This is a genomic window from Streptomyces sp. WMMB303 (assembly GCF_029351045.1).
Classification (GTDB): Bacteria; Actinomycetota; Actinomycetes; order Streptomycetales; family Streptomycetaceae; genus Streptomyces.
Map to the genome: position 1 here is coordinate 1745303 of NZ_JARKIN010000001.1, position 19072 is coordinate 1764374.

The window sequence follows — 19072 nt, forward strand, 5'->3', positions numbered from 1 at the left end:
GTCGTCCCTGAGGGGTTGGTGGTCCCGCCGCGGTGGTCGACGGGATGCGGATCGGGGTTCGCCGCGAGGGCGTGGGCCTAGGTCTTCGTGGCGCCGGCCGTCAGGCCGCCGACCAGATGGCGCTGCGCGAAGCCGAAGACCACGGCGGCCGGTACGGCGATGACGACGGCCGCCGCCGTCATGGCGCCCCAGTCGGCGCCGTAGCGGTTGACGAAGGTCTGCAGGCCGCCCGCCAGGGTCAGGTTCTCCTCGCCGGTCATGAAGGCCGTCGCGTAGGCGACCTCCGCCCACGCGGTCACGAAGGTGTAGAAGCCGGTGACGGCGATCCCGGGCTTGGCCAGCGGCAGGATCAGCCGCCAGAACGTACCGAAGGGGTTGAGTCCGTCGACCCGGCCCGACTCGTCGATGTCGACGGGGATGGTGTCGAAGAACCCCTTCATCATCCACGCACAGAACGGCACGGCGATCGTCAGGTAGGTGATGATCAGCCCCAGCGGCTGGTTGAGCAGGCCCAGCTTCGCCATCGTGTTGTAGAGCGGGACGATCAGCACGGCCATCGGGAACATCTGGGTGATCAGCAGTACCCACATCAGCGGCCGCATCCCGGGGAAGCGGAACCGGCTGAGCGCATAGCCGGTGGTGGCCGCGATGAGCACGCCGACCACCGTGGTGCCGACCACGACGACCAGCGAGTTGCCGAACCAGGTGAGGAAGTGCGTGTCGGCGATGACATGCCGGTAGTTGGTGAAGGTGAAGTCCCGCACCAGAGCGGTGGTGAACGACTCGCTCTCCGGCTTGAAGGAGGTCACCAGCAGCCACAGCGGCGGGAACAGGGCGCACACCGTGCCCAGCAGCAGGCCCGCGTGCAGTCCGGCGGAGGCGAGCGGGGTTCTCTTCGTCGTTCTCATGGTTGTCACCACGCCTCTCCCTGGCGGCGCAGCGCCCGCCGGTAGACGACCGTGAACAGGGACAGCAGCAGCAGGATGAGCACGCCCCAGGCCGCCGACGTGGCGAAGTCCCGCGGGCTGTTGACGAACGAGAGCCGGAAGGCGTAGGTCACCAGGATCTCCGTCGAGTCCTCGGGCCCGCCCCGGGTGAGCAGGAAGATCACCGGGAACATGTTGAACGTCCAGATGGTGCTGAGCAGGACCACCGTGCTGCTGACCGAGCGCACCCCCGGCAGCGTGATGTTGCGGAACCGCTGCCAGGGACCGGCGCCGTCCATCTCGGCCGCCTCGTACAGCTCGCCGGGTATCGCCTGCAGCGCACCCAGCATCGCGACGATCATGAACGGTACGCCCAGCCACACGTTCACCGCGATGACCGACACCTTGGCCCACACCGGGTCGCCCAGCCACGGAACGCCGTCGATGCCGCCGCCGGAGAGGACCTTGTTGAGCAGCCCGTGCTTCTCGTTGAACAGCATCTTCCAGGCGAACACCGAGACGAACGCCGGAATGCCCCACGGCACGATCATCGCGACCCGGTAGAAGGAGCGCCCGCGCACCCGGCGGTTGAGCATGACCGCCAGCGTCAGCCCGAGTGTGAACGTGACACCGACGCAACCCGTGGTCCACAGCGCCGTCCAGCCCAGACGGTCCCAGAAGACACTGTCCGAGAGGATCGCCCGGTAGTTGTCCAGCCCCGTGAACTCATAGGTGGCCGGGATGTGGTTGACGCCGATGGTGCGCTCGACGTTCGCCTCGTCGGCGTCGGTGAGCGACAGGTAGACGCCGCGGCCGAGGGGGTACCCGATGATCAGCCCGATCACCAGGACCACCGGGGCCACCATCGTCCAGGCGTACCAGTGCCGCGCCGCCCAGCTTCTGACCTTCCTCATCCGACCTTCCCATGTCCTCGGCCGCCCCCTTCGCGGGGTGCGGCCCCCTGCGCGGGGCGTTGCGTTGTGGGGTGCGTTGCGTTGTGGGGGCACGCCGCGGAAGTCGGGGCGAAGCCCCGACAGGCGGCGCCCCCGCGAGGGGGCGCCGGGGTCAGTGATAGTCCTTCAGGAGTTTGCGGAACTTGTCGCCGGTCCCCTCCGCGGCCGCCTTCGGCGACTTGCCGCCGGCGAGGACCCCGTCGACGCCGACCCGGATCGGTTCGAAGAGCGAGTTGCCTTCGGCGATCCAGGGCCGCTGGACGGCCTTGGCGACGGCTGGGCGGAAGAACTGCACCATCTCGTTCTTCTTGACGGCGTCCTTCTCGTACACGGACTTGCGGGTGGGCAGGAGCGACAGCTCCTCCGTGGTGCGGGCCTGCACCTCGGCGCTGCTCATGTACTTGGCGAACTCCTGCGCGGCGCGCATGTTCTTCGTTCCGGCGTACACGGACAGGTTCCAGCCGCCCTGCGGGGAGCCCTGGGCCTTGCTGCCCGCGGGGACGGGGGCGACGCCGAGGTTGTTCTCGTCCTTGAATTCCTTGCCCTCGCGGGCGAGGGCGATGTCCCAGGGACCGTCGATGATCATGGCGACGTCGCCGTCCTGGAACGCCTTGATGCCGTTCTCCTGGCCGTCGCTGGAGTCGGTGACCGCCGCTTTGGAGTCGACGAGGTCCTTCATGGTGGCGAGGGCCCGCACGCCGGGCTTGTCGTCGACGGTGACCTTCTTGTGCTCGGCGTCGATCAGGTCGCCGCCCTCGCCGTAGAGGTAGGGCAGGAACCAGTAGGGGTCGTCGCCGCGCAGGTAGAGCGCGGTGGCGCCGGTCTTGTCCTTGATCTTCGCGGCGTTCTTCTTCAGCTCGGCGAAGGAGGTGGGCACCTCGACACCGGCCTTCTTCAGCAGCCGCTTGTTGTAGAACAGCCCGAGCGTGTCGGTGACCTGCGGTACGGCGTAGGTCTTGCCTTCGAAGCGGGTGGAGCCGGCGGCCGTCTCCAGGTAGTCGGAGGCGTTGTCGAGTGCGGGGGTGCCGTCCAACGGGGCGAGGTAGCCGAGGTTGGCGAAGTCGGCGACCCAGGCGACCTCGGTGCGCATCACGTCGGGCGCCCCGGAGTTGCCGCCGGCGGCGTTCTTGAACTTCTGGTTGGCGTCGCCGAAGTTGACGTGCACGTACTTGACGTCGACTTCGGGGTGTTTCTTCTCGAAGTCCTCGGCGATCTTCTTGTAGGTCGCCTTCTCTCCGTCGTTCGAGGTGTCCCAGTAGGTGACGGTTCCCTCGATCTTCCCGTCGGCGCCACTTCGGGCGTCGTCCGAGTCGCTGCCGCAAGCTGTTGCCGCAAGTGCCAGCCCCGCTATCAGCGCGGTGGCGCCTATGCCACGCCGCATGTCCGATCCCTCCGCAAGGTGAAAGAGGCGCGCGCCCGGGCTTCTGCCGGTATGTGGCGGCGCCCGGCTGCGGAGGAACGTAACAGTGCTGACATCACGAAGAAAGACCTTGCCGCAAATTTCTGCAAGACGACGGACGGCAGTCTCGCCGGACGTAACTCCGCACTCCTGTCCGCGTTGTCACCCTTGACACTGGCTTGCCGCACTTCGCGATCCGTACCGGTCCCGAGCCCGACGGGGAAGACTTGTGACCCAGCACGCCACCACCCGCGCCACCGTCCCCGCGCCTGCGGGCCGTCGACCGCGGTCCGCCCCGGGCTGGTGGCGGGACGCGGTGATCTACCAGGTCTACGTCCGTTCCTTCGCCGACGGCGACGGCGACGGCATGGTGATCTGCCCGGCGTCCGGCAGCGACGGGTCTGGTCTGCCTGCTCAACACCCGGGACGAGGCGGTGCGCACGCGGGGGCCCCGGGCGAGCTGCTGCTCTGCTCCGCGCCGGAGGAGTCCCGGGACGCGATGGAGGCCGGAGGGCCGGCGGACCAGTTGCGCATTCCGGCCAATTCCTGCACCTGGTGGGCAGCGTGATGATCGGCCGGTAAGGTCCACTCCTGTGACCGCGCGGCTGGCTGACATCGCAGTACAAGCGGGGGTCAGCGAAGCCACGGTCAGCCGGGTGCTGAACGGCAAGCCGGGCGTGGCCGCGACCACCCGCGAATCCGTGCTGGCCGCGCTCGACGTGCTCGGGTACGAGCGCCCCGTCAAGCTGCGCCGCCGCAGCGAGGGTCTGGTGGGGCTGATCACGCCCGAGCTGGAGAATCCGATATTCCCGGCCTTCGCGCAGGTCATCGCGCAGGGCCTCACCCGGCAGGGCTACACCCCGGTGCTCGCCACCCAGACCCCCGGGGGCTCCACCGAGGACGAGCTGACGGAGATGCTGGTGGACCGGGGCGTCGCCGGGATCATCTTCGTCTCCGGCCTGCACGCCGACACCACGGCCGACACCGGCCGGTATGAGCGGCTGCACGGCCAGGGTGTCCCTTTCGTCCTCGTGAACGGCTTCTCCGAGGGGGTGCGGGCGCCGTTCGTCTCCCCCGACGACCGGGCGGCCATGCGGCTGGCCGTCACCCATCTGGTCTCGCTCGGCCATGAGCGGATCGGCCTCGCCCTCGGGCCCGAGCGCTTCGTGCCCGTCCAGCGTAAGATCGAGGGCTTCACCCGGACCGTGCGGGAGCACTTCGGCACCGACGGCCGCGATCCCGCCGAGTTCGTCCAGCACTCCCTGTACACCCTGGAGGGCGGGCAGGCCGCCGCCGCCGCGCTGCTGGAGCGGGACTGCACCGCCATGGTGTGCGCCAGCGACATGATGGCGCTGGGCGCGATCCGCGCGGCCCGGCAGCGGGGTCTGGCCGTGCCCGGCGACGTCTCGGTCATCGGTTTCGACGACTCCCCGCTCATCGCCTTCACCGATCCGCCGCTGACCACGATCCGGCAGCCGGTCACCGCGATGGGGCAAGCCGCCGTACGGACTCTGCTGGAGGAGATCGGCGGCACCCCGGCGCCGCACAGCGAGTTCGTCTTCCTGCCCGAGTTGGTGGTGCGCGGGTCCACCGCGTCCCGTAGGAGGAGCGGCCCGGCGGCCTCCGCCGAGCGGACGACGGCGGGAGTCCAAGACCCGACCGCAGGATGATCGGCCCCTGCCCCCCGTCTGGCAGACTGTCGGTCTATGGGGGCACCGACCACGAGGACCGAAGACAGCAGCCGGCAGGACTCCACCGAAGCCCCGGCGGAGCAGAGCGCTGCGCGCACCGAAGCCGATGCGGCGCAGGCCCCTGCGGAACGCGACGCCGCCGCCGACGTCCGCTCCGGGGGAGGCGGACTCCTGGCGCGGTGGCGCTCGCCGCGGCATCCCCGGCTGTGGTTCGAGATCGTCCTGATCGCGGTCAGCTACTGGACGTATTCGCTGATCCGCAACGCGGTTCCCGAGCAGCGCGCCGAGGCGCTGCACAACGCGGACTGGATCTGGCGGACCGAGCACACGCTCGGTATCGCCGTCGAGCAGTCGATCAACCACGCGATCGGCGGGGTGACCTGGCTGATCGTCTCGATGAACTACTACTACGCCACGCTGCACTTCATCGTGACGATCGGCGTACTGGTGTGGCTCTACCGGGCGCATCCGGGGCGGTACGCGGCCACCCGGCTGGTGCTCTTCGCCACGACCGGCAGCGCGCTGCTGGGCTACTACCTCTTCCCCCTGGCGCCACCCCGGCTGATGGCCGGCGGGGACTTCATCGACACCGTGCAGGTGCACCAGACATGGGGGTCGATGGCGTCGGGGAACCTGGCGCAGATGTCCAACCAGTACGCGGCCATGCCGTCGATGCACATAGGGTGGTCCGTCTGGTGCGGCATCACCATCGCGATGCTGGCGCGCCCGCTGTGGGGGAAGATCCTCGGGGTGCTGTACCCGGTGGCGACCCTCACCGTCATCGTGAGTACCGCCAACCACTTCTGGCTCGACGCCGTCGGGGGGCTGCTGTGCCTCGCTCTGGGCTACGGCCTCGCCTGCGCCTGGTACCGGCGGCTGCCCTACCGGCTGCCGCGGCTGGCCGCAGCGCCGGTCTGAGCGGGCCCCCGCCACCCGGCGGGGGCCGCCCCGCGGAAGAGCCCGGCCGGTGTGCGGCGGCCCTTCACTCCGCGTCGTAGAAGAGGCGGTCGACGACAGCGCGGGCCCGCCTGGTGACCCGGCGGTAGTCGTCGAGCATCTCGCCGACGTGCCCCGGCTCGTAGCCGAGGTAGCGGCCGACGGCCCCCAGTTCCCGGGACTCTGAGGGGAAGGTGTCCCCCGGCCGGCCCCGCACCAGCATCACCGCGTTGCGCACCCGCGAAGCGAGCACCCACGCCTCGTCCAGCACCTCGGCGTCGTCGGAGTCGATCAGTCCGGCCTCCCGGGCGGCGGCGAGCGCGACCCGGGTGCGGGTGGTCCGCAGCGCGGGCAGCTCGGCGGCGTGCCGCAACTGGGTCAGCTGCACCGTCCACTCGACGTCGGTCAGTCCGCCGCGGCCCAGCTTGGCGTGGGTCGTCGGGTCCGCGCCGCGCGGCAGCCGCTCGCCCTCCATCCGGGCCTTGAGCCGCCGGATCTCCCGCTCGGCGTCCTCGCCAGGGCCGCCCCGCGGATAGCGCAGCGGGTCGATCAGTTCGATGAACCGCTCCCCCAGGCCCGCGTCGCCCGCGACGAACTCGGCCCGCAGCAGCGCCTGGCTCTCCCACACCACGGACCAGCGGTCGTAGTAGGCCGCGTAGGAGCTCAGCGACCGCGCCAGCGCCCCGGACTTGCCCTCGGGGCGCAGATCGGCGTCTATCAGCAGCGGCGGGTCGGACGTGGGGAGCTGCAACAGCCGCCGCATCTCGGTGGCGACGGCGAAGGCCGCCTTGCCCGCCTCGTGCTCGCTGACCCCGTCCCGGGGCTCGTGCACGAACAGGACGTCCGCATCCGAGCCGTAGCCCATCTCGTGGCCGCCGAACCGGCCGACACCGATGACGGCGAACCGGGTGGGCAGCTCGTCGCCCCACTGCTGGCGGACGGCAGCCCGCAGGGCTCCGGCGAGGGTGGCGGCGTTGAGGTCGGTGAGCGCGTCGCCCACCCGGTCCAGGGCCTCGGCGGGCTCCTGCTGGGCGACGTCCTCGGTGCCGTACGCGCCGATCAGGTCTCCGGCGGCGGTGCGGAACAGCTCCCGGCGCCGCACCCCGCGCGCCGCTGCGACGGCCGCCTCGGCGCCCTCCGCGCGGCCGACGGCGGCCAGCGTCTCCTGGGTGAGCGCGACCCGCGACCGGGGGCGCAGCCCGTGCTCGTCGCCGAGCAGGGCGACCGCCTCGGGTGCGCGCAGCAGCAGGTCGGGCGCGAACCGGCCGGCGGACAGGACGCGAGCGAGGTTCTCGGCGGCGGCCCCCTCGTCGCGCAGCAGCCGCAGGTACCAGGGCGACTTGCCCAGCGCGTCGGAGACCTTGCGGAAGCCGAGGAGCCCGGCGTCCGGGTCGGAGGAGTCGGCGAACCAGCCCAGCAGCACCGGGAGCAGGGTGCGCTGGATGGCGGCCTTGCGGGTGACGCCGGAGGCCAGCGCCTCCAGATGGCGCAGCGCGGCGGCCGGGTCGGCGTAGCCGAGGGCTTCCAGCCGCTGTCGGGCCGCCTGCGGCGAGAGGCGTTCGTGTCCGGCCTCCAGCTGCGCCACGGCGTCCAGCAGCGGCCGGTAGAACAGCTTCTCGTGGAGCCGGCGGACCGCGGCGGCGTGCCGCCGCCAGGCCTTGTGGAGTTCGGTGACCGGCTCGCTGCGGTAGCCCAGCGAGCGGCCGAGGCGCCGCTGGTCGGCCTCCGACTCGGGCATCAGGTGGGTGCGGCGCAGTTGGTGGAGCTGGATGCGGTGCTCCATGGTGCGCAGGAACCGGTAGGCCGCGTCCAGTGCGGCGGCGTCCTGGCGGCCCACGTAGCCGCCCGCGGCCAGCGCGTCGAGCGCCTCCAGCGTGGTGGGGCTGCGCAGCGAGGTGTCGCTGCGGCCGTGCACCAGTTGCAGGAGCTGGACGGCGAACTCCACGTCCCGCAGTCCGCCGGGCCCCAGCTTCAGCTCCCGGTCGAGCTGGGCCGCGGGGATGCTGGCGACCACCCGGCGGCGCATCTGCTGGACGTCGGTGACGAAGTTGTCCCGTTCGGCAGCCTGCCAGACCATCGGGGTGACGGCGTCCACGTACTCGTAGCCGAGCTGCGCGTCGCCCGCCATCGGCCGGGCCTTGAGCAGCGCCTGGAACTCCCAGGTCTTGGCCCAGCGCTGGTAGTAGGCCAGATGGCTGCTGAGGGTGCGGACGAGGGGGCCGTTGCGGCCCTCGGGACGCAGGTTGGCGTCGACCGGCCAGATGGTTCCCTCGCCGGTGGTGTCCGAGCAGATCCGCATCATGTGGGCGGCCAGCCGGGTGGCGGCCTTGAGCGCCCGCTCGCCGTCCTGGGCGGCGTCCGCGCCCCGCCCCCCGGTGGCGCCGCCGGGCGGTTCGGCGACGAAGATGACGTCGACGTCGGAGACGTAGTTGAGTTCGTGCCCGCCCGCCTTGCCCATGGCCACGACCGCCAGCCGGCAGGCGGCCGCGTCCTCGGGCGCCGCCGCCTCGGCGAGCGCGAGCGCCCGGCGCAGGGTGGCGGTGGCCAGGTCGGCGAGCTCGGCCGCGGTCTGTGCGAGGTCGCTGGTGCCGCACACGTCGCGCGCGGCGATCGACAGCAGGGCCCGGCGGTAGCCGACCCGCAGCTCGTCGGGCCCCTCGACGTCCCCCAGCGCCGTCTCGAACTCGGCGATGCCCGGGTTGAGGTCGGCCGACTCGTAGGTGACCAGCGCCTTCCAGTCGTGCGGGTGGGCGGCGAGGTGGTCGCCCAGCGCGTCGGAGGAGCCGAGCACGCCGAGCAGCCGGTCGCGCAGCGGCTTGGCGGTCAGCAGGGTGTCCAGAAGGGGCTGCGCGTCCTTGTCGACGGCCTCCAGCGCCTCGATGAGGCGGACGAGGCCGACGAGCGCGAGGTCCGGGTCGGCGGTGGCGCCGAGCGCGTCCAGGAAGAGCGCGTCGTCGCGGACCGTGGCCAGGGTGGGGGCTTCGAGCAGCCGGGTGGCGGACTCCGGGTCCGTGAAGCCGTGCCGCAGCAGCCGTCCGTACCGGCTTCCCCGGCGCCCCTCTGGTGTCACGCTCACTCCCTGCCGTCCTCTCCCAGCCCCTCCCCGGCCCTCGGCCGGGGGTACCCGCCCCCGCTGCGCGCTCCCGCGGAGGGCGCAGCGGGCGCTCCCGCGCGGGACGTCCTCCCGGCCGCGGCGCGAGCCGCCCCTCCGGTCGCCGCGCGAACCGCCCTCCCCGCGGCCGCGCCGAGCGCTGTCCGCGGCGTTCGGAGCACTCCGGGCCCGGCGCCGCGACCGGTCCCGCGGGCCGGTCGCCTCACAGCACGGGAAGGGATTTGCGCAGCTCGAAGGCGGTGACCTCGCTACGGTACTCCTCCCACTCCTGCTTCTTGTTCCGCAGGAAGAAGTCGAAAACATGCTCACCGAGCGTCTGCGCGACCAGTTCGCTGCGCTCCATCAGGCTGATCGCCTCGCCGAGGTTCTGCGGCAGCGGTTCGATGCCCATGGCGCGCCGTTCCGCGTCCGAGAGCGCCCACACGTCGTCGTCGGCGCCCGCGGGGAGCTCGTACCCCTCCTCGATGCCCTTCAGGCCGGCGGCGAGCAGTACGGCGTAGGCGAGGTAGGGGTTGGCGCCCGAGTCGAGGGAGCGCATCTCGATTCGCGTCGAACCGGTCTTGCCGGGCTTGTACATCGGGACGCGGACCAGCGCGGAGCGGTTGTTGTGGCCCCAGCAGATGTAGGAGGGGGACTCGCCGCCCTCGCCCGCGGTGCGGTTGGCTCCGCCCCAGATGCGCTTGTAGGAGTTGACCCACTGGTTGGTGACGACGGAGATCTCACCCGCGTGCGTGAGCAGCCCGGCGATGAAGGAGCGGCCCACCTTGGAGAGCTGGTACTCGGCGCCGGACTCGTAGAACGCGTTCCGGTCGCCTTCGAACAGCGACAGGTGGGTGTGCATGCCGGAGCCGGGGTACTCCGAGAACGGCTTGGGCATGAACGTGGCCTGGACGCCCTGTTCGAGGGCGACCTGCTTCATGACGAGGCGGAACGTCATGATGTTGTCGGCGGTGGAGAGCGCGTCGGCGTAGCGCAGGTCGATCTCCTGCTGGCCGGGGGCGCCCTCGTGGTGGGAGAACTCGACGGAGATGCCCATCGACTCCAGCATGGTGATGGCCTGGCGGCGGAAGTCCATGCCGACGTTCTGCGGGGTGTGGTCGAAGTACCCGGAGGAGTCGGCGGGAACGGGGCGGGTGCCGTCCACCGGCTTGTTCTTGAGCAGGTAGAACTCGATCTCCGGGTGGGTGTAGAAGGTGAACCCGAGGTCCGACGCCTTGGCCAGCGCGCGCTTGAGCACGTAGCGCGGGTCGGCGTAGGAGGGGGAGCCGTCCGGCATGAGAATGTCGCAGAACATCCGCGCGGTACCGGGAGCCTCGGCCCGCCACGGCAGTATCTGGAAGGTGCCGGGGTCGGGCTTGGCGATCATGTCGGACTCGTAGACGCGGGCGAATCCCTCGATGGCCGAGCCGTCGAAGCCGATCCCCTCATCGAATGCCTGTTCGAGTTCAGCGGGGGCCACCGCGACCGATTTCAGGAAGCCGAGGACGTCGGTGAACCAGAGTCGGACGAACCGGATGTCGCGCTCCTCCAGGGTGCGGAGGACGAATTCCTGCTGCTTGTCCATGAGCCTATCCTTGCAGGTCGGAGAGGTTCGCTCAGATCCCCCGGCGCACGGGGCCGTCTCAGCATTCCACCACGGGGTTTCCACGGGGTTGCGCGCCCCGATCCGATCGTTTCACAGCGGGTACCGACGAGCACCGCGCACCCGCCCGGGCACGCAGCGCGACCGGCCACCGGGGCACCCGGCACACCGGCCGACGGGACCGGTCACCGGGATCGGCCGGCGGGAATTTCCGGGCACCCGTGTGCATTGAGACGGGCAGAGATAGTTCAATGGTCAACCAGTTCATCCCGCACCCCAAGCTCAGCAGCAGCCCACAGCCACACGGAGGACGGCGAGCACCATGACGGCCACCCCCATCCAGTTCGGGATCTTCACCGTCGGCGACGTGACGCCCGACCCCACCACCGGGCGGACGCCGACCGAGCACGAGCGGATCAAGGCGATGCTGGCCATCGCCCTCAAGGCCGAGGAGGTCGGGCTCGACGTCTTCGCCACGGGCGAGCACCACAACCCGCCGTTCGTGCCCTCCTCGCCGACGACCATGCTCGGCTACCTGGCGGCCCGCACCGAGCGGCTGATCCTCTCCACCTCCACCACGCTGATCACCACCAACGACCCGGTGAAGATCGCCGAGGACTTCGCGATGCTCCAGCACATCGCCGAGGGCCGCGCGGACGTGATGATGGGCCGCGGCAACACCGGCCCCGTCTACCCCTGGTTCGGCCAGGACATCCGGCAGGGCATCCCGCTGGCGATCGAGAACTACGCGCTGCTGCGCAAACTGTGGACCGAGGACGTGGTCGACTGGCAGGGCCGCTTCCGCACCCCGCTGCAGGGCTTCACCTCCACCCCGCGCCCGCTGGACGGCGTACCGCCGTTCGTGTGGCACGGCTCCATCCGCAGCCCGGAGATCGCCGAGCAGGCCGCCTACTACGGCGACGGCTTCTTCGCCAACAACATCTTCTGGCCCAACGAGCACTTCAAGCGCCTCATCAACCTCTACCGCGACCGCTTCGAGCACTACGGCCACGGCACCCGGGAGCAGGCCCTGGTCGGCCTGGGCGGCCAGGTGTTCATGCGGCGCAGCTCCCAGGACGCGGTGCGCGAGTTCCGCCCCTACTTCGACAACGCGCCCGTCTACGGGCACGGCCCCAGCCTGGAGGAGTTCACCGACCAGACGCCGCTGACCGTCGGCAGCCCGCAGGAGGTGATCGAGAAGACGCTGACCTTCCGCGAGTCCTTCGGCGACTACCAGCGCCAGCTCTTCCTGATGGACCACGCGGGCCTGCCCCTGAAGACCGTGCTGGAGCAGTTGGACATGCTCGGCGAGGAGGTCGTGCCGGTGCTGCGGAAGGAGATGGCCGCCCGGCGCCCGGCGGGCACGGCGGACGCGCCCACGCACGCGGCACGGGTCGCCGCGGAGCGCTCCGCGCAGGCCGCCGAGCAGGCAGCAGAACAGCAGAACGAGAAGGGAGCCTCCGTATGACGTCCACCGACAGCACCCGGGCGGTCCGGCTGGCCGTCGTCTCCGCCGGGCTGAGCGAGCCCTCCGCCACCCGGCTGCTGGCCGACCGGCTGGCCGAGGCGACGCGGGTCGCGCTGCGCACCGACGCCGACGTGGACACCGATGTGGACGTCGAGGTCACGACGGTCGAACTGCGGGACGTGGCGACGGAGATCGCGCACAACTTCACCACCGGCTTCGCCGGCGGGTCGCTGCGCGAGGCGATCGGGAAGGTGACGGAGGCGGACGGGCTGATCGCCGTCACCCCCGTCTTCTCCGCGTCCTACAGCGGGCTGTTCAAGTCGTTCTTCGACGTCCTGGAGAAGGACGCTCTCGCGGGCAAGCCGGTACTGCTGGGCGCCACCGGCGGCACCCCGCGCCACTCGCTGGTCCTGGAGCACGCCATGCGGCCGCTGTTCAGCTACCTGCGGGCGGTGGCCGTACCGACGGCCGTGTACGCGGCGACCGACGACTGGGCCGCCCCCGACGACGGCGTCACCCCCTCGCTCCCCCGCCGTATCGCCCGCGCGGGCGGCGAACTGGCGGGCCTGATCGCGCCCCGCGCCGCCACCCGGGACGCACGCCCGGAAGAGCCGGACGTGGTGCCGTTCGAGCAGCAGTTGGCCGCGCTGCGGGTCGAGGACTGAGCCGGGACGAGGTGGAGAGGCCCCTGCCCCTCGGAGCGGCCCCCGTGATTCCGTCGCTCCCGGCGCGGGCCGGGGAGGCCGCCTCATCGCCCGGGGGGGGCGGCGGGCCGGCGGGCCCGACCTCCCGGTTGAGTTCGCCGCAAGGCGCCGAGCCGGTCTGTCAGCTTCCGCTGTCCTCACCGAGTGCCGAGCCGCCACCCACACTGCTGGACTTGCCGGGTTGCCCGCCCTCGGGAGGCCGGAGCTTGGGTTCCCCGGTGTCGGGGGAGCTGATCTGGTCGCTGAAGGCGAGACGGCCTCCACCGTGATCGATGACGACCGTGTCGCCGTCCCTGACGGCCTTCTCGACCAGATCGGCGAGTTCTTCCTCGCTCGCGTCGGAGTGCTCCTGGGTGATGCGTCTGCCGACCTCGTTGTTGTGGAGATCCATGGCTTCGCGCTCGGGTTGGTTACCGGGCCTGGCTTCATGGGTGGTGGCGTATTTCTCGGTCCACTGGGCGCCGTACTTCTTCGTCATCAGCGCGTTCCAGTAAGTGTGGCGGAAGGCGTCGTTGTGATTGTCGTTGCGGTCCGGCCTGCCGTGTCGCACGTCGGGCGGGAACCGGTCGTCGGCGGTGTCGAACGCCTTGCCCTGTACGTCCTTGAAGTCCTTCAGGCCGTCGAGTCCCAGACCGTCGAGCATGTCCGCCTCCTGCGCGGTGACACTCTCGTCCATCCCCATGAGCAGAGCGCCCGCGTGCAGAACCCAGTTGCGGGGGTATGCGACGAGGCCGTCCGGGTCGGGGGCGACCTGGTAGTCGCGGAGGATCCGATCCAGGTCCTGCGCGGTTCCGGGGGGTGTGTACTCGACCTTCTCGGGGTTGAATCCGTGTGCTCCGGCCTCGCGACTGTCGGGTGGTTCGACGGCGGTGGCGAGAGTCTTCCTGATTGCGGCGTCCGTGTCGTTGACGGCTTCGACGGCCGCGTCGATGCGGGCCTGCCATTTCGCGACGTCTTCGTCGAGGGCCTGCGCGAAGGTGTAATCGTGGCCTCTGGCCAGGCGTTCGCCTTCGTTGAGTTTGGTGGTGTCGAGCGTGACCCGACCGTCGCCGTCCACGCTCATCCTGTCCTCCTCGGCGGCCTTCACCTCCTTGCCGAGGGTCCGCTTCCGGTCCGCCAGGTCGTCGTGGGCCTTGGTCAGCAGCGTGGCGATGTTCTGGGCCTGTTGCTTGGCATCGCCGAACTGGCCCGAGGAGATACGGGCCACCTCGTCGTAGCCCACCCGCGCCAGACCCTCCCAGGAGCTTCTGGAGACCTGGCCACGGACGCGTGTGTCGTAGTCGGTGTGGAGGTCACCGAAGCGCTTGCCCATCCGTCGGAACGCCTCTGCGGCGTCCTCCAGTTCAGCCGCATCTGCGGACACGATGTCGCGAAACGTGAGCGTCATCGCCCGGCCCCTTCTGCCTTACCGGGCCGGACGTAGCCCGGTGGGCTCGTTCCCGGGGAGGGTGGGCTGGTAAGGATCCATACCGGTCAGAATGGAGTTGTGCACCAGGCCGTCCCTCGACTGCAGGAGCACCCGCACTCCGCGCAGTGCGTCCCGTTCCCCCTGGAGGCGTTGTTCGAGGTTGCGAACCTGCTTGCTCCACTGCCGCAGCACGTGCTCGACGCCCTGCCACGCCTCCCAGGTCTGCATCGTGCCGCCGGGCCGGGCTCGCTCGCTGCCCAGCATCCCCGGCTGGTGCTCCTCGGCGGGCTGTCCGGCCATGCGGCCCGCGCTGCGCAGGTGCGGCAGCAGTTCCTCGTCGACGTACTTCGCCGTCGCCTTCTTCGCCGCCGGGTCCGACGCCAACCGGTCGGCTCCGCCGGGGCCGGTGCTCCCGCCGCCCTCCGGGGCCGCGGAGTCGAGCCGCATCCGCGCGTCGTGCGCCTCCTGCGCCCGCGAGACCAGCGCACCCCACTCCGCCTTGAACGCGTCCACCGTAAATCCCCCAGCTCACCATCCGTGACATGCTGTGATGCGGGCATCGTAACCCCGCGTCGGCGGAGCGGATCGAACGCGTGCATCGCGCTGAGCGTCAGCGGGCATCTCGCGTGTGGGGGGAGCCTGCCGCACCGATCGTTTGCCGCATCCGCTGCGAAGCCGGCCGTCCAGGGGGCCGACTCCAGGGGTGGGACAGGTGCACATCGCTTCCGGCGGGCGGGAGCGTCAGCGGGGAGGAACAGGGGCAGTGGCCAGGGCCGGAGCAGCCGGAGCAGGAGGAATGCCGCAGGGGTGGAAGCGGCGGACGGTGAATCTCGCGCTGTGGTCCCTCCCGGCGCTGCTGCTCTTGGCCGCCGCCGCCGTGGTGCTGGTGCCGTTCCGCGCGAACGAGGACCCTGCCGACCCGACCGCGACGGTGCGGGAGGAATGCGGATCGCTCCTCTCGCCCCGCCCGTTCGAATCCTCCTCGGCAGAGCCCTATCTCACGCGCGTGTGCGGCCACGCTCGGAGTACCCGGTGGAGCGGAGCAGGACAACTCCTGGCCTGGGGGGCCGGAACCGCCGCGTTGGGCGGCGCCGTACACATCCACCGCCGAAAGCGTCGCCGGGCCGAACCGGCGGCGGCGCCGCGGCAGTTCCGCAGGAGCTGAAGCATTCACCGCCGCCGCCGGGGCAGCCGGGTCAGGCTCCCGGCCCGCCGCGTGGCGCGCTGGTCGCCAAACCCCGCACGAACGCCCGCCAAGCGGCCGGCGGGAACGACAGCGTCCCGCGCTCGACGGCCTTACTGTCCCGCACCGGAACCACGCCGACGCCGGACACGAGACCCGGCGCCCACTCGACGCAGTTGCCGCCTTGCGGGTCGCTGTAGCTGCTCCTGATCCACTGTCCTTCGCTCATGCTCGTCCCTTACTTCGCTGATGAAGGCAACCGAGTCGCGGGGACTCAACGAACTGGCTCGAATATGATCGTATAGGTCAGCCGAGTTGGTGACGGTCTCCGGACCATCATGCCGTCGCCCGCTGCCGGGACCTTCCACGAAGACACTCGCGCTGCCGTCGGGTGCATCCAGGAGTACGAACGGCGTTCCGATCGCCGCCTCCGCCGCCGAGTACGGCAGGACTTGAACAGTGAGCGACCGATACCGCCTCACCTGCCCCAGAAGGTGATCCATCTGCTCTGACATCACCTGGGGAGATCCGATCCGGGCACGCAGGCACGCCTCGTAGAGGACAACCCACACGCGAGGCGGCTCCGATTTCTCAAGAAGCTCTCGGCGGCGCAGGCGACTTGCCACCTTCGCATCGATGTCGCGGCTCGCGACACAAGGGCGACCGTTCGGCAACGACAGACGCGCGTACGCCTCGGTCTGGAGCAAGCCCATGATGAAGATGGTGGAGAAGTCGCGGATGGCGGTCGCTTCGCGCTCCGCATCGATGTACGGGGCGAACCACGCCGGGTACTCCCCTTCGATCACGCGCCGCAACTGTCCGACGAACAGATCCCCCGTGCCGAATGTCCGGTCGCACGCCTCGGCGAACTTCAGAGAAGGCATGAACTCGCCCGACTCCACGCGGCTCACATAGCTCTGGGTGTAGCCGGTGGCGGAGGCGAACGCCGTCTGGGAGATACGGCGGGCTCGTCTGACGCGGCGGACGTCCTCACCAAGACTCGGCGGAATACTCATCCCCACTGGCCACTTGCGCGTCCCACCCATGCCGACCTGCCCTTACGTACCCCAGTACAAGTCCGTTGCCGAGCAACCTCATGAGAAGAGGTGCTCATAACGCACCATCCTAGCCGTTTGCGTGTTGTTCTCACCACAGAAAGTGACCAGCGGACGGCAGGGCAGGCACCATGGAGCGAAGCGAACCCCCCGGCGGCCACCGGGAAGAGAACTCCCCGCAGGAGGAGGCGCGGCCCTGCGAGGACTGCGCCTGGTTCCGCACGATGATCAATCGGGCGGCGGGGGATCCGGAGCCGCGGGCGGATCTGGAGGCGCTCTTCGGCGCGCATCTGCGCCGCAAGCACCTGCCGACTGTGCCCGGTGCCGGCCGGCGCCTGCGGAGCGTGTGACATGTGGGCGGTCGGCGAGGTGGCGCAGGACCGGAAGAGCGGGAAGACCGGCGAGATCATCCAGGCGACGGGGCCCGCACCGGTCATCTACCGGCTGATGCTGCACGAGGGCACCCCGCCCATCGTCGTCTACCGGTACGGCGACCAGTTGCGGCGCGTGCCGGCTTCCGCGCGTCCGCCGGAGGAACGAACGTTTCCTCCCCCCGCACCGTCCTCGTCCTGAGCCAGGTCGGTCCGGGCCTCGGCGGCCCGTGCGCACCGCGCGTCATACCCGAGAGGGACACCGCGAGTGCGCTCCGCGGAGGGACGTGCGTGCGGGGGCAGGATTCCTAGCGTCGGCCGGGCATCCGGTCCCCGCACGGAAGGCCCCCGGTCATGGCGATGCGTACTCCTCTCGCGGCGCAGGGCACGCGCGTGCCGTTCGCCCACCGCATCGGCGCCGCCTCGCCGCCCGGGCGCGACCGGGGCACCGGCTGGGCGGCATCGAGGCGACGCGCCGCATCACCGAGGCGCGCACCGGCGCCGCCGCGGATCCGAAGGTCCTGGTCCTGACCACGTTCGACCTGGGCGAGTACGTCTTCGAGGCGCTGCGCGCCGGGGCCTCCGGGCTCCTGCTCAAGGACGCCTCGGCCGCCGAACTCGCCGACGCGGTCCGGGTGGTGGCCCGCGGAGAGGCGCTGCTCGCGCCGAACCTGACCAAGCTGCTGATCGAGAAGTTCGCCGGGATGCCGGACGGGCCGGGCGGGGCCCGGCTCAAGGAGCGGGTCGCCGATCTCACCGAGCGCGAGACGGAGGTGCTCGCGCTCGTCGCGCGCGGGCTGTCGAACCTGGAGATCGCCGGGGAGCTCGTGGTCGCCGAGCAGACGGTCAAGACCCATGTCAGCCGCATCCTGGTGAAACTGGGGCTGCGGGACCGCACGCAGGCCGCGGTCTTCGCCTACGAGACGGGGCTGGTGCGGCCGGGCCGCCGTTGAGGGGGCGCCCCGCGGCACGCGACCGCGGCCCGGTGTGTGGGGCACCGGGCCGCGGAAGGTGGGGGGGTGTGCCGGGTGTCGTCGTCACCCGGCCGTGTTGCGGGGTGTCACTCGACGATGTTCAGCAGCAGGTTCGGCGAGCCCTGCCCGGGGTTGCCGACGACGTCCTCGGAGGCGCCGTCGGTCAGCGCCTTGGAGACGGCCTCGGGGGTGGCCTCCTTGTGGCCCGAGAGGTAGACCGCCGCGGCGCCGGCGACGTGCGGGGAGGCCATCGAGGTGCCGGAGATGGTGTCGGTGGCGTCGTCGCCGGTGTTCCAGGCTCCGGTGATGTCGACGCCGGGTGCGTACAGGTCGAGTGCGTCGCCGTAGTTGGAGAAGCTCGCCTGTGCGTCCTTGTTGTCGGTCGCGCCGACGGTGAGGGCTTCCTTCACCCGGGCGGGAGAGCTGTTCCCGGCGTCCGAGGACTCGTTGCCGGCCGCCACGGCGAAGGTGACGCCCGCCTTGATGGAGTTCTGCACGGCCGTGTCCAGCGCCTGGTCCGCGCCGCCGCCCAGCGACATGTTGGCGACCGAGGGCGACTCGGCGTTCTTGGTGACCCAGTCGATGCCGGCCACGACCTGTTCGGTGGTGCCGGAGCCCTGGTCGTCCAGGACCCGGACGGCCACCACGTCGGCCTTCTTCGCCACGCCGTGCGCCTCGCCCGCCACGGTGCTGGCGACGTGGGTGCCGTGGCCGTTGCCGTCCGAGGCGTCGTCGTCGCCGTCGACGGCGTCGAAGCCGCTGGTGGCGCGGCCGCCGAAGTCCTTGTGGGTGGTGCGGACGCCGGTGTCGATGATGTAGGCGGTGACGCCCTCGCCCGCGCTGTCCGGGTAGACGTACGTGTCGTCCAGGTTCAGCTCGGGGGTGTCGATGCGGTCCAGGCCCCAGGAGGGCGGGTTGGCCTGCTCGCCGGTGACGGTGTGCTTCTGGTTGGCGTACACCTTGTCCACCGCCGGGTCGGCGGCCAGCTCAGCTGCCTCGCTCGCCGACATCTTCGCGGAGTAGCCGTTGAGGGCCTTGGTGAAGGTCCTGCGGACCTTGCCGCCGTGCTCGGAGATGACCGTACGGCCCTTCGCGGCGGCCGATGTGGTGCGCACGGCCGACTTCTTCATGGTGACGATGTAGCTGCCCTTGACGGCCTGCGCCGAGTGCGCGCCGAGGACGGTGCCGTGCGCCGGGGCCTCGGGGGACGCGTTCGCGGGGAGCGCTGTGACGGTGCCGACGGCTGCCGCGGCCACCGCGGCCGAGATACCGAGGGCGACTTTCCTGCGCGTCACTGCCATGGGGAGGGT

General features: G+C 70.8%; 17 protein-coding genes and 2 pseudogenes. 9 read left to right on the forward strand and 10 right to left on the reverse strand.

What is annotated here, in order from left to right; translation table 11 throughout:
* Window positions 1–77: 77 nt before the first annotated feature.
* The 3 genes from P2424_RS07865 to P2424_RS07875 all read right to left on the reverse strand — a co-directional run bounded on the left by P2424_RS07865 (window position 78) and on the right by P2424_RS07875 (window position 3260).
* Window positions 78–908 (reverse strand): carbohydrate ABC transporter permease, encoded by an 831-nt coding sequence (locus P2424_RS07865; RefSeq protein WP_276475060.1) that lies wholly within the window; start codon window positions 906–908, stop codon window positions 78–80.
* A 5-nt stretch (window positions 909–913) separates the two neighbouring features.
* On the reverse strand, window positions 914–1840 hold the full coding sequence (locus tag P2424_RS07870; protein WP_276475061.1) for a sugar ABC transporter permease: 927 nt from the start codon (window positions 1838–1840) through the stop codon (window positions 914–916).
* 151 nt (window positions 1841–1991) lie between these two features.
* Window positions 1992–3260, reverse strand: coding sequence for an extracellular solute-binding protein (locus tag P2424_RS07875; protein WP_276475062.1), 1269 nt, complete (start codon window positions 3258–3260; stop codon window positions 1992–1994).
* A gap of 247 nt (window positions 3261–3507) precedes the next feature.
* Here P2424_RS07875 and P2424_RS30960 point away from each other — a divergent pair.
* The 3 genes and pseudogenes from P2424_RS30960 to P2424_RS07890 all read left to right on the forward strand — a co-directional run.
* Window positions 3508–3674, forward strand: a pseudogene (locus P2424_RS30960) (alpha-glucosidase); the annotation flags it as partial.
* A gap of 197 nt (window positions 3675–3871) precedes the next feature.
* Window positions 3872–4948, forward strand: coding sequence for a LacI family DNA-binding transcriptional regulator (locus P2424_RS07885; RefSeq protein WP_276475064.1), 1077 nt, complete (start codon window positions 3872–3874; stop codon window positions 4946–4948).
* 36 nt (window positions 4949–4984) lie between these two features.
* Window positions 4985–5887: a phosphatase PAP2 family protein gene (locus P2424_RS07890; protein ID WP_276475065.1), complete on the forward strand. Its 903-nt coding sequence runs from the start codon at window positions 4985–4987 to the stop codon at window positions 5885–5887.
* 64 nt (window positions 5888–5951) lie between these two features.
* On the opposite strand, the gene P2424_RS07895 is transcribed toward P2424_RS07890, so the two are convergent.
* Both P2424_RS07895 and P2424_RS07900 read right to left on the reverse strand, forming a co-directional pair.
* Window positions 5952–8975, reverse strand: coding sequence for a bifunctional [glutamine synthetase] adenylyltransferase/[glutamine synthetase]-adenylyl-L-tyrosine phosphorylase (locus P2424_RS07895; RefSeq protein WP_276478872.1), 3024 nt, complete (start codon window positions 8973–8975; stop codon window positions 5952–5954).
* A gap of 244 nt (window positions 8976–9219) precedes the next feature.
* The gene (locus P2424_RS07900) at window positions 9220–10581 is read right to left on the reverse strand and encodes a glutamine synthetase family protein (protein ID WP_019358688.1); all 1362 of its coding nucleotides are present in this window, start codon (window positions 10579–10581) and stop codon (window positions 9220–9222) included.
* 355 nt (window positions 10582–10936) lie between these two features.
* Between P2424_RS07900 and P2424_RS07905 the strand changes: the two genes are divergently transcribed.
* Together P2424_RS07905 and P2424_RS07910 are read left to right on the forward strand one after the other, a co-directional pair.
* Window positions 10937–12067, forward strand: a complete 1131-nt coding sequence (locus P2424_RS07905; RefSeq protein ID WP_276478873.1) for an LLM class flavin-dependent oxidoreductase — start codon at window positions 10937–10939, stop codon at window positions 12065–12067.
* Window positions 12064–12732, forward strand: coding sequence for an FMN reductase (locus P2424_RS07910; RefSeq protein ID WP_276475066.1), 669 nt, complete (start codon window positions 12064–12066; stop codon window positions 12730–12732). Before P2424_RS07905 ends, P2424_RS07910 begins: the two co-directional genes overlap by 4 nt.
* Before the next feature lie 160 nt (window positions 12733–12892).
* Here P2424_RS07910 and P2424_RS07915 read toward each other — a convergent pair whose 3' ends face one another.
* Together P2424_RS07915 and P2424_RS07920 are read right to left on the reverse strand one after the other, a co-directional pair.
* Window positions 12893–14158 carry a hypothetical protein gene (locus tag P2424_RS07915; RefSeq protein WP_276475067.1) on the reverse strand — a complete coding sequence of 422 codons (1266 nt, stop codon included), beginning with the start codon at window positions 14156–14158 and terminating at the stop codon, window positions 12893–12895.
* Between the two features lie 18 nt (window positions 14159–14176).
* A complete protein-coding gene (locus P2424_RS07920; RefSeq protein ID WP_276475068.1) occupies window positions 14177–14692 on the reverse strand; it encodes a hypothetical protein in 516 nt (171 codons plus the stop codon).
* A 283-nt stretch (window positions 14693–14975) separates the two neighbouring features.
* Between P2424_RS07920 and P2424_RS07925 the strand changes: the two genes are divergently transcribed.
* Window positions 14976–15344 carry a hypothetical protein gene (locus tag P2424_RS07925; protein ID WP_276475069.1) on the forward strand — a complete coding sequence of 123 codons (369 nt, stop codon included), beginning with the start codon at window positions 14976–14978 and terminating at the stop codon, window positions 15342–15344.
* A 31-nt stretch (window positions 15345–15375) separates the two neighbouring features.
* On the opposite strand, the pseudogene P2424_RS07930 reads toward P2424_RS07925, so the two are convergent.
* Together P2424_RS07930 and P2424_RS07935 are read right to left on the reverse strand one after the other, a co-directional pair.
* A pseudogene (locus tag P2424_RS07930) lies at window positions 15376–15519 on the reverse strand (DUF397 domain-containing protein); the annotation flags it as partial.
* Window positions 15476–16378, reverse strand: a complete 903-nt coding sequence (locus P2424_RS07935; RefSeq protein ID WP_346660070.1) for a helix-turn-helix transcriptional regulator — start codon at window positions 16376–16378, stop codon at window positions 15476–15478. The gene P2424_RS07935 and the pseudogene P2424_RS07930, both read right to left, overlap by 44 nt.
* A 170-nt stretch (window positions 16379–16548) precedes the next feature.
* Between P2424_RS07935 and P2424_RS07940 the strand changes: the two genes are divergently transcribed.
* From P2424_RS07940 to P2424_RS07950, 3 genes are all read left to right on the forward strand, one after another.
* On the forward strand, window positions 16549–16767 hold the full coding sequence (locus tag P2424_RS07940; RefSeq protein ID WP_276475071.1) for a hypothetical protein: 219 nt from the start codon (window positions 16549–16551) through the stop codon (window positions 16765–16767).
* Between the two features lies 1 nt (window position 16768).
* Entirely contained in the window at window positions 16769–16990 is a 222-nt protein-coding gene (locus tag P2424_RS07945; RefSeq protein WP_276475072.1) for a hypothetical protein, read from the forward strand.
* Between the two features lie 85 nt (window positions 16991–17075).
* Window positions 17076–17741: a response regulator transcription factor gene (locus P2424_RS07950; RefSeq protein WP_276475073.1), complete on the forward strand. Its 666-nt coding sequence runs from the start codon at window positions 17076–17078 to the stop codon at window positions 17739–17741.
* A 107-nt stretch (window positions 17742–17848) separates the two neighbouring features.
* Here P2424_RS07950 and P2424_RS07955 read toward each other — a convergent pair whose 3' ends face one another.
* Entirely contained in the window at window positions 17849–19063 is a 1215-nt protein-coding gene (locus P2424_RS07955; RefSeq protein WP_276475074.1) for a S8 family peptidase, read from the reverse strand.
* Window positions 19064–19072 lie beyond the last annotated feature (9 nt).